Here is a 9997-nt window from a genome sequence, read left to right on the forward strand (position 1 = left end):
CCGCCCACCGTGGTGGAAAAGGTTACGAGCCGTTCATCGCCGAGTTCGGCTTTGGTGTCCGCGGGTAGCTGCGAGGCGACCGCCCGCAGGACCAGGGGGAGCCGGGCCAGTACGAGCCCCATGATGACGAAATAGGCGACGACCCATAAGAATCGAGGCGTCTTCTGTCTGCCGTCGTCCGAGGAAGACTCAGGTTTCATCTGACCGAGCCGGGCGATGCTGATCACGGGATCTTCAGGACGGGGAGGTTCTGGAGTCGAGATGCTCATTGTTCCTATGCGGTTCGAAGGGAGATGAGGACGCTCTCGATGACCGCGGCCACCGTGATGAAGGCCGAGCCGACGGAGAGGGTGCGGAGCGAGGCAGAAAGGTCGCGTTGGAGCGAAGTGAGCGAGATCTTGCCCTTGTGCAGGAGAACCAGCCGCGCGGCCCCGAAGGCTGGCTGCAGCCCGGCCGCGGCGGCGAGGACGAGCCCGCCGAATTCGAAGGGCACGTACCACGCGACGTCGGCCAAGAGTTGTGCCACGCCGACGGAATTGACACCCAGGGCGACGGTCGCGCCAACGTACAGGGCGAGGATCCCGCCCGCCACAAGCGTGGTCAGGCCAAGCGTGACGACACCTGAATAGAGCACGAGCGCCGCGCCCAGATTCCTCAGGAGGATCTGATCGAACCCTCCGGAGTACAACGGGCTCTTCTCGAAGGTCTTGTTCTCCGCGATCCACGAGACGTCGAGCGCGGCGTATCCGGCGAAGGCGACCAGTGCCATGCCCACCGCCGTGCTGAGAAGCAGGCCCGAGGGCACGCTTCCCAGCACGGCACGCGGAACACGAACATCCATCCGCTACGCCACGGCCTGAGCGCGGCCCCAGCGGAGTGCCACGGCGCGGGCCGTGGCGATGAGTGCACCCGTGATGCCGGCGCCGAAGACGGCCCCGATCACGACCAGCGCCCATCCGCCGACCTCGATGGCCTGCATGATCTGGCTTGCAGCGGCAGCCGAGATTCCGAGCGAGCCGGCAATCCAGGAGACCGCGAGCGAGGCACCCAACAGCCCGGTCAGGCCGAGGGCCGTGGCTGCCACGATCGTCAGAAGACCCTTGCGCTCCACCTGCGTCGTTTCCATGCGAAACTCCTTCTGCTAATTGGCTAATGACAATAGGCAAGATAGCAACCGCCTCTTTCGGCAGGTCAAGCTGGAGGGTGCCCCAGATCGGACGGCCCGGTCCTTTCGCAGAGAGGACCGCGGAAAGTCGACGCACCAAGGTGCCCTGGACTCGGTCACGGATGGGACGCCGCGGCGAAGGGAGCGCTTAGCGGAACGCGGCCTCGCCTGTGAGCTGCTGGCCGAGGATGAGGGCGTGGACCTCGTCGGTGCCCTCGTAGGTCCGCACGGATTCGAGGTTGTTCGCGTGGCGCAGGGGCGAGTGGTCGAGGGTGATGCCGTTGCCGCCGAGGATGGTGCGGGCCTCGCGGCAGATCCCGATCGCCTCGCGGCAGTTGTTGAGCTTGCCGACGCTGATCTGGTGCGGCTGGAGCTTCCCGGCGTCCTTGAGGCGCCCGAGGTGCAGCGCGAGGAGGAAGCCCTTGTTGATCTCGAGCGCCATGTCCACGAGCTTCTGCTGCGTGAGCTGGTACCCGGCGAGGGGCTTGCCGAACTGGAGGCGCTCTTTGGAGTAGGCCAAGGCGTCCTCGAAGGCGTCCCGGGCTGCGCCCATCGCACCCCAGGCAATCCCGTAGCGCGCCTCATTCAGGCACGAGAACGGGCCCCGCAAGCCGACGACCTCGGGCAGGACCGCCTCGGCCGGCAGCCGGACGTCGTCGAGCCCCACGTCGCACTGGATGGAGGCGCGCATCGACAGCTTGGGTCCGATCGGGGTCGCGGTGTAGCCGGGCGTGGAGGTGGGGACGACGAACCCGCGCACGCCGTCGTCGGTCTGCGCCCAGACGACGGCGACGTGCGCCACCGAGGCGAGGCCGATCCAGCGCTTGGCGCCGCTGAGGACCCAGTCGGAGCCGTCGCGCCGGGCGAAGGTGCGCATCGATGAGGGGTCGGAGCCCGCGGTCGGCTCGGTGAGGCCGAAGCAGCCGATCGCTTCGCCAGCCGCCATGCGCGGGAGCCACTCCCGCTTCTGCTCCTCCGAGCCGTGCTTGGAGATCGCGCTCATCGCGAGCGAGCCCTGGACGGAGACGAAGGTCCGCAGCCCCGAATCCCCGGCCTCGAGCTCCGCGGCAGCCAGCCCGTACTCGACCGCCGAGCGGCCCGCGCACCCGTAGCCCGACAAGTGCATCCCGAGCAGGCCCAGGCGGCCTAGCTCGGGCACGAGCTCGAACGGGAATCGGGCCTCCTCGTACCAACGAGCGATGTTCGGCTTGATCTCGGCGCCGACGAACTCGCGGACGCGCCCGCGGAGGGCCAGTTCGTCGTCGCTGAGGAGGGAGTCGAACGAGATGAGGTCGGCGGGGTCCATGCCGACAGGGTAGCGGCGCCTTCCGGGCGTAGGGTGGAGGGCGTGACTGAGACCACTCACACGGCGTCGCTCCCCGCTCACCTCCGGCTCGAGACGTCGCCGGGGGCCCGCCCTGCCGCCGTCGTCCAAGGCCCGAACTACCGCTTCACTGTCCTGACGTCCCAGCTCCTCCGCCTCGAATACAGCCCGGACGGGGAGTTCGAGGATCGCCCCTCGCAGGTCGTGCTCCACCGGGACCTCGAGGTCCCCGAGTTCCGTGTCTTCGACAAGCCGGAGGCACTCGAGATCATCACCGAGCACGTGCATCTCGTCTACGACAAGCGCGAGTTCGCCCCGCACGGCCTCTCGGTCAAGGTCCTCGGCAACGTCAGCAACTACCACAGCGTGTGGCACTACGGCGAGGTCGGCGAGAAGAACCTCGGTGGCACGGCGCGGACGCTCGACGGCGTCGACGGTGCCTGCGAACTCGAGCCCGGCCTCATGTCCCGCTACGGCTTCGCCGTGCTCGACGACAGCGAGACCCTTGTCTTCGACGACGCCGGCTGGCTCGACGCGCGCCCCCAGGGAAGGACGGACCTCTACTTCTTCGGCTACGGCCGCGACTACCGCAGATGCCTCCGCGACTTCTACCGCGTCTCGGGATCGACGCCCCTCGTGCCCCGCTTTGCCCTCGGCAACTGGTGGAGCCGCTACCACCGGTATACAGAGGACGAGTATCGCGGCGTGATCGAGCGCTTCGCAGCGGAACGGATCCCGCTCTCGGTTGCCGTGCTCGACATGGACTGGCACCTCACCGACATCGATCCTGCGCATGGGAGCGGTTGGACCGGCTACACGTGGAACCGCGAGCTCTTCCCCGACCCTGAACGCTTCGCGCGGTGGCTCCACGATCGAGGCCTTGCCCTCACGCTCAACGTGCACCCCGCGGACGGGATCGCGGCCCACGAGGAGGTCTACGCGAAGACGGCCGAGGCCCTTGGCCTCGACCCTGAGGCAGGAGACGCCGTCGCGTTCGACCCCACCGATCCCGAGTTCCTTCGCGCGTACCTCGAAGAAGTCCACCATCCGCTCGAGGACGCGGGCGTCGACTTCTGGTGGCTGGACTGGCAGTCAGGCCCCTACTCGCGCATCGAGGGCCTCGACCCGCTATGGGTCCTCAATCACGTGCACTTCCTCGACTCGGCGCGGAACGGTAGGCTTCCGCTCACTTTCTCGCGCTACGCCGGCCCCGGCAGCCATCGCTACCCCATCGGGTTCTCGGGCGACACCATCGTCACGTGGGAGTCGCTCGCGTTCCAGCCGTACTTCACCTCGACAGCGTCGAACATCGGCTATGGATGGTGGAGCCACGACATCGGCGGCCACATGTGGGGCTACAAGGACGACGACCTCGCCACGCGTTGGGTCCAGCTCGGCGTCTTCTCGCCGATCAACCGCCTTCACAGTTCGTCCCTGCCGTTCACCGGCAAGGAGCCCTGGAAGTTCCGCGCTGACGCCGAGGCTGTCATGGGCGAGTTCCTGCGGCTGCGCCACCGGCTGGTCCCGTACCTCCATACGATGAACCACCGCTCCGCGTCCGAGGGCCGGCCGATCGTCGAGCCGATGTACTACGAGTACCCCGAGGTCGACGAGGCCTACGAGGTGCCGAACCAGTATCTGTTCGGCAGCGAGCTCATGGTTGCGCCGATCGTCTCGCCGCGGACGCGCGCGCTGAACCGTGCGAGCGCCGACGCGTGGCTTCCGCCGGGCCAGTGGACCGACTTCTTCACCGGCACCCGTTACCGGGGCGGGCGCCGAGCGCGCCTGTACCGCCCGCTCGACTCGATCCCCGTCCTGGCGAAGGCGGGCTCTATCGTTCCGCTGGTGGTCCAGAAGGAAGCGCCCGGAAACGGCGTCGCGGCGCCAGGCCGACTCGAGCTGCGCGTCTTCCCCGGAGCATCGGGCGAGTTCACGCTCGTCGAGGACGACGGTGGGGCGTCCGCGGGGGAGCGAGGGCACCAGGTGCGCACCCGCTTCGAGTTCGACGAGGATGCCGGGGAACTTCGGGTCCGCCCGTGCGAGGGGGCCGTCGACGCCGTCCCGACCCTTCGCTCCTACGAGGTCGCCTTCGTCGGAGTCAAGGAGCCCGCTGCCCTGCGGGCCGTCTCGGCCGAGGCCAGCGTCTCGTACGATCATTCCGCCGCCACACTCCGGGTCCGCGTCGACGACGTCGCCGCCAGGACGGGCTTCACCCTGATCGCGGAAGGCGGTCTGGCCCTGGCGTCCAACCGGACGGTTGACGCCGTCGAACGCCTCCTCGAGGACGTGCACGCGAAGTTCACGGTGAAGGGGGACATCTTCGCGCGGGTCGCTTCCGGGGAGTCGCCGGCGGCCGTCGTCGCCGCGCTCGCCGGCATGGACCTCGACGGGGACCTGTTCGGCGCGCTCGTCGAGCTGATCCTCGCGGACGCGGAGTAGCAGGTAGGCAGCGTGGAAATGCCCATGCCCGCTCGACGGTTCGCGTTCGCGCGCGCGATCACGGAAGCACTCCAGCCCCCGATCGTTACGGCCGTCCTCATGGTGCTGAGCCCGGCGGGGAGCCCGGGCTTCCCCGGAACGCTGTGGTACGGGGTCGTCGCGGCCGTGTTCACGTGCCTCCTGCCGTTCGGGCTGTTGCTCGCGCTCGTGCGGGCGGGCAAGGTGACAGACCATCATGTGAGCGACCGGCGCCAGCGAGGCCCGGTGCTCGCGGCCTCGATTGCGTGCGTTCTGCTCGGCCTGGCCGTCCTCCTCGTGCTGCGGGCTCCGGCGAGCGTGACCGCCATGGTGCTTGCGCTCATCGGTGGCCTCGCACTGCTGGCCCTCGTGAGCCTCGCCTGGAAGATCAGCGGCCACGCCGCGGCGATTGCCTCTGCGACGGTCTCGGTCATGTTCCTGTTCGGCCCGGGCTGGTGGCCGGTGCTGCTGCTCGTGCCGGCGGTCATCTGGTCCCGGCTCGTGCTCAAGGCCCACACGCCCGCGCAGCTCGTCGCGGGCGCCGTGTTCGGCGGCGCGGTCATCGTGGGGCTCTGGCGTGGGCTTCTGGCCTGGATGGGCTGACGCTCACCAGAGACGGTGGCTCGCGTTTCCTGAGGTGCTCCAGGCGGCGTCGCGCAGCCCCTCCACGCTCTGTGACATGTCGCCTCCCCGGCGCCACGCCGCGCGGAGGCTCGCGAGGGCTCGCCGCAGGGGTTGGATGCGGTCTGGGCGCATCAGGATGGGGGCGGGAGCTGCTGAATGGTGCCGGGCGATGGTCGTCATGGTGGTCCCCTTTTCGGTTGTTTCCGCTTCCCTCTGCGTCAAGTCTGCTCGGCGAGCAGGACAGCTCCCGTCCGCTTGATTTCGAGATATAACGCGTTCTCGGATTCACGATATATCTCGATCTGTCATCGGGCAATGCCCCACGTCGATGCGGACAGTTCCTGTCCTCATGGCGAGGCATGATGGACCCATGGGAGACACGACGCACCGCGTGCTGAGCTTGCTCAACCTGCTCCAGCAGCGTCCGGTCTGGACGGGGAATGAGCTCGCCGAGCGGTTGGGCGTCACCACCCGGAGCGTCCGCCGCGACGTCGAGCGACTCCGCGCCTTGGGCTACCCCGTGCGAGCCGAGCACGGGACGGGAGGCGGGTACCAGCTCGGGGCCGGGAAGGCACTTCCGCCGCTCCTTCTCGATGACGAGGAGGCGGTCGCCGTCGCCGTCAGCCTCCGTCTCGCAGCCGGCGGGACGGTTGCGGGGCTCGGAGAAGCCGCTGTTCGGTCCCTCGCAAAGCTGGACCAAGTGCTGCCGGCGCGCTTGCGCGCCGAGGTCAAAGGGGTCATCGACGCGACGGTGAGCCTCGACAGTCCCGTCACGCCGGTCGATGCCGACGTCCTCGTTGCCCTTGCGCGGGCCATCCGGACACCGGAACGCGCGACGTTCGACTACACGAAGGCCGACGGCGACCACAGCGAGCGGCGCGTCGAACCCTACCGCCTCGTCGCGGCCGCCCGCCGGTGGTACCTCATGGCCTGGGATCTCGACCGCGATGACTGGCGGACGTTCCGACTCGACCGCATGGCGGCGGCCCGCGGCACCGGGTGGCGATTCAAGCAGCGCGACGCTCCCGACGCCGTCGAATTCATCCGCGCCTCGATCACCCAGGCTCCCTACCGCTTCGTCGCGAAGGTCAGGATCGAGGCGTCGGCCCACGAGGTCGCACAGTTCGTGCCCTCGACGGTTGCCGTCGTCGAGCCCGACGGCGAGGGCCACGCGCTCCTGACCGCGGGGGCCGACGACCTTGACTACATCGCGTACCACGTCGTTCGGCTCGGCTGGCCCGTCACCGTTATTGAGCCGCCCGAGCTGCGCGATGCCATGCGGAGCCTCGGCGAGAGGCTGAGCGCGGCCGGCGCATAGGCGCCGGCATCTTGCCCTCGCCTGTGGGACGGGGTCCAATGGAGCCACGACGGCGGGGTGTCCCGCCGTGCGTTTGAGCCGCGCCGAAGGAGCCGCCATGTTCACCAGCCCGTTGCCGCCCGTCGATATCCCCGAGGTCACGATCTACGAGTTCCTCTTCGGCGGCCTGGGCGACGAGGATCTGGACCGGGTCGCCATCGTCGACGGCACGACCGGCGCCGAGACGAGCTACCGCGAGCTCGCGGCCCGTATCGACGCCCTCGCCGGCTGGCTCGGGAGCAGCGGCGCGGGGCCCGGCACCATGATCGGACTGTTCAGCCCGAACATCCCGGCGTTCGCCGTCGTGTTCCACGGGATCCTCCGCGCCGGAGCTGCCGTCACCACCGTCAACGCGCTCTACACGGCGGAGGAGACCGGGCGGCAGCTCAGCGACGCGGGGGCCGGATGGCTCTTCACGATCTCCCCTTTCCTCGACCGCGCCCAGACGGCGGCGGAGCAGGCGGGCATCCCGCCCGAGCGGCTCGTGGTGATCGACGGCGGCGACGCGGCCGGTGCGGCGGGGCACCCGTCCCTCGCGGAGGCGCTGGGGGCTGGAATCGCGGCGCCGGACGTGGCCATCGATCCCCATGCGGCCGCCGTCGTCCCCTATTCCTCCGGCACGAGCGGCTCGCCCAAGGGAGTGCTGCTCAGCCAGTACAACCTTGTGGCCAACGTTGCGCAGGCGCACCCCGTCGTGGGCGTGACGCGGGACGACGTGCTCCTCGCGGTGCTGCCGTTCTTCCACATCTACGGGATGACGGTCCTGCTCAACCTCGCCCTGCGCGAGCGCGCGAGGCTCGTCACGATGCCGAAGTTCGACCTCGCCGAGTTCCTCCGCATCGTGCAGGACTACCGGTGCACGTACCTGTTCATCGCGCCGCCCATCGCCGTCGCGCTCGCGAAGCACCCCATGGTCGAGCAGTTCGACCTCTCCTCCGTCCGCGCTGCGCTCTCCGGTGCGGCGCCCCTCGACGGCGAACTGGGGCACGCCGTCGCCCGCCGCCTCGGCTGCGTCATGCTCCAGGGGTACGGCATGACGGAGCTGAGCCCGATGTCCCACGCGATGCCGCTTGCCTCGGCGGACAGCCTCCCGCTCGATTCGGTGGGCTATACCGTGCCCAACACGGAGTGCAAGATCCTCGACCCAGCCACGGACGAGGAGATACCGCTTCCTGCCGAGGGTGAGAGCGCTCCGGGCCAGCTCCTGGTGCGCGGGCCGCAGGTGATGCTCGGCTACCTCAACCGGCCCGATGCCACGGCCGCCACGATCGATCCGGACGGCTTCCTCCGAACCGGTGACATCGCAACTGTCTCGGCCGACGGCGTCGTGACGATCGTCGACCGCCTCAAGGAGCTCATCAAGTACAAGGGCTACCAGATCGCTCCGGCGGAACTCGAGGCGCTGCTTCTCACACACCCGCAGGTCGCCGACGCCGCGGTCATCGGAGTGCGGACGGACGACGGCGAGGAGGTGCCGAAGGCATTCGTCGTCCGGCAGGCGGGAGCGGAGCTCGGCGACGTGGACGTCATGGGCTTCGTCGCCGAGCACGCGGCCCCATTCAAGCGCGTGCGGTTCGTCGAATTCGTGGACGCCATCCCGAAGTCCTCGTCAGGGAAGATCCTGCGTCGCGAGTTGAGGGCGCGCACGTAGCCGGGACGCAGGGGTTCAGCTGCCCTCGAAGCCTGTGCCGGTGGTCACCGATTCCCATGCCTCGACGTCGGCTGCCTGGGCCGCTGCGGCAGCTCGGTAGCCGGCGAGCGCATCCTGGCCCAGCAGCAGGAATCGAGGAGTGTTCTCCGCTTCGACCGCTGCAATGATGGCCTCGGCCGCCTTCGCGGGGTCACCGGGCTGGTTTCCGTGGGCCGTGTCGTGCTCCTTGCGACGCTTCCCCGCAGTTTCGGCGTAGTCGCCGATCGGCAGGGCTGACTGGGTGAGCGAGCGCCCTGCGAAATCGGTCCGGAAGCCGCCCGGTTCGACGATCGTGACCGTGATGCCGAGTGGCTCGAGCTCTTTCTGGGCCGAACCGGAAAGGCCCTCGAGCGCCGCCTTGCTCGCCGCGTAGAAGCCAGAGCCCGGCGGGCAGATTCGGGCCCCAATCGAGGAGATGTTCACAATCGCACCGCTCCGCCGAGAGCGCATGCCGGGCAGCACGGCCTTCATCATGGCGACCGGCCCGAAAACGTTCGTTGCAAACAATCGCTGCACGTCGGCGTCGTCCCCTTCCTCGAGCGCCGCCCGATATCCGTACCCGGCGTTGTTCACCAGGACGTCGACGGCGCCGAACCGCTCCTCGGCGGCGCGCACCGTTTCGGTGACCTGCGACCGGTCAGTGACGTCGAGGGCCAGCGCTAGAGCTGACTCAGGGTAGGCGGCCGCGAGGTCCTTCACGGAGTCTGCATCGCGGGCCGTGACGACGGCGCGGTTCCCCTTCGCGAGGACGGCATCGGCCAGGGCTCGGCCGAGACCCGTCGAGCAGCCCGTGATGAACCAGGTAGAGGCGTTGTTCTGATCCGGCTTGTTCTGCGAGGCCATGTGCTTCCTTTCAGGAGCTGGTTTCAGGAGCTCGTTTGCTTGCTTCCTCTCACGCTATGGCCACTGTGCTTTTCGAGGGAGGTCCTGCCAGTGCATGGCTCATCGGCGGACGCGCCATGCCGAATCGAGCTGGGAATCGGCTACCGGAGTTCTCTGTCCTGCGAGGTCCAAACGCAGGCTCGAACACATCGTGGCTGGCTCGGCGACTGGACGAGTGATGGCCGGGGCCCAGAACGGTACGCCTGATCAGAACGGTGGGGGTTGAGGCCTGCGGTGCGGGTCCAGTTGGATGCCGGGCTTGTCGCGCGGCCCGATCGCCCCGGTTTCAGGCGGGGCGGTTTCGGGCGGGGCGGGTTCGGACGCCCATGGTTCGGGCAGGGCGGGTTCGGAGATGTAGCTGCGGCCCAGGGGCGAGGTCCATTTCAGGAGGTGTGGTGGAGGGCCTTCCGGGGGGTCGTTTTCCCTGGGGCTGCGCACTCTGAAGTTGCCCTCCCGGGAGTTGCCCTCTTCGGGGTTGCCCTGGTCCGGGGTGTGGTG

Annotated in this window: 10 protein-coding genes; 4 read left to right on the forward strand and 6 right to left on the reverse strand. The window is 68.8% G+C overall.

The features are described 5' to 3' along the window. The 4 genes from V7053_RS15905 to V7053_RS15920 all read right to left on the reverse strand — a co-directional run. Positions 1-227, reverse strand: a 227-nt coding sequence (locus tag V7053_RS15905) for a hypothetical protein (RefSeq protein WP_334173247.1), incomplete at its 3' end; no start/stop codon positions are given. Positions 228-274: 47 nt separating this feature from the next. Then, positions 275-841, reverse strand: a complete 567-nt coding sequence (locus V7053_RS15910; RefSeq protein WP_334173248.1) for a hypothetical protein — start codon at positions 839-841, stop codon at positions 275-277. Positions 842-844: 3 nt separating this feature from the next. Further along, a complete protein-coding gene (locus V7053_RS15915; protein ID WP_334173249.1) occupies positions 845-1126 on the reverse strand; it encodes a hypothetical protein in 282 nt (93 codons plus the stop codon). A 187-nt stretch (positions 1127-1313) separates the two neighbouring features. Beyond that, positions 1314-2471, reverse strand: coding sequence for an acyl-CoA dehydrogenase family protein (locus V7053_RS15920; RefSeq protein ID WP_334173250.1), 1158 nt, complete (start codon positions 2469-2471; stop codon positions 1314-1316). A 42-nt stretch (positions 2472-2513) separates the two neighbouring features. Here V7053_RS15920 and V7053_RS15925 point away from each other — a divergent pair, with 42 nt between their 5' ends. Together V7053_RS15925 and V7053_RS15930 are read left to right on the forward strand one after the other, a co-directional pair. Continuing rightward, the gene (locus V7053_RS15925; RefSeq protein ID WP_334173251.1) at positions 2514-4928 is read left to right on the forward strand and encodes a glycoside hydrolase family 31 protein; all 2415 of its coding nucleotides are present in this window, start codon (positions 2514-2516) and stop codon (positions 4926-4928) included. A gap of 24 nt (positions 4929-4952) precedes the next feature. Further along, entirely contained in the window at positions 4953-5549 is a 597-nt protein-coding gene (locus V7053_RS15930; RefSeq protein WP_334173252.1) for a phosphatase PAP2 family protein, read from the forward strand. Between the two features lie 3 nt (positions 5550-5552). Here V7053_RS15930 and V7053_RS15935 read toward each other — a convergent pair whose 3' ends face one another. After that, complete coding sequence (locus tag V7053_RS15935; RefSeq protein ID WP_334173253.1) at positions 5553-5750, reverse strand: hypothetical protein; 198 nt, start codon at positions 5748-5750, stop codon at positions 5553-5555. Between the two features lie 190 nt (positions 5751-5940). Here V7053_RS15935 and V7053_RS15940 point away from each other — a divergent pair, with 190 nt between their 5' ends. Both V7053_RS15940 and V7053_RS15945 read left to right on the forward strand, forming a co-directional pair. Beyond that, positions 5941-6888 carry a helix-turn-helix transcriptional regulator gene (locus tag V7053_RS15940; protein ID WP_334173254.1) on the forward strand — a complete coding sequence of 316 codons (948 nt, stop codon included), beginning with the start codon at positions 5941-5943 and terminating at the stop codon, positions 6886-6888. Between the two features lie 97 nt (positions 6889-6985). After that, positions 6986-8578 carry an AMP-binding protein gene (locus V7053_RS15945; RefSeq protein WP_334173255.1) on the forward strand — a complete coding sequence of 531 codons (1593 nt, stop codon included), beginning with the start codon at positions 6986-6988 and terminating at the stop codon, positions 8576-8578. A gap of 15 nt (positions 8579-8593) precedes the next feature. Here the strand turns inward: V7053_RS15945 and V7053_RS15950 are convergent, their stop codons facing one another. Then, positions 8594-9460 carry an oxidoreductase gene (locus tag V7053_RS15950; protein WP_334173256.1) on the reverse strand — a complete coding sequence of 289 codons (867 nt, stop codon included), beginning with the start codon at positions 9458-9460 and terminating at the stop codon, positions 8594-8596. Positions 9461-9997 lie beyond the last annotated feature (537 nt).

It is taken from the genome of Sinomonas sp., assembly GCF_036848755.1.
Classification (GTDB): Bacteria; Actinomycetota; Actinomycetes; order Actinomycetales; family Micrococcaceae; genus Sinomonas.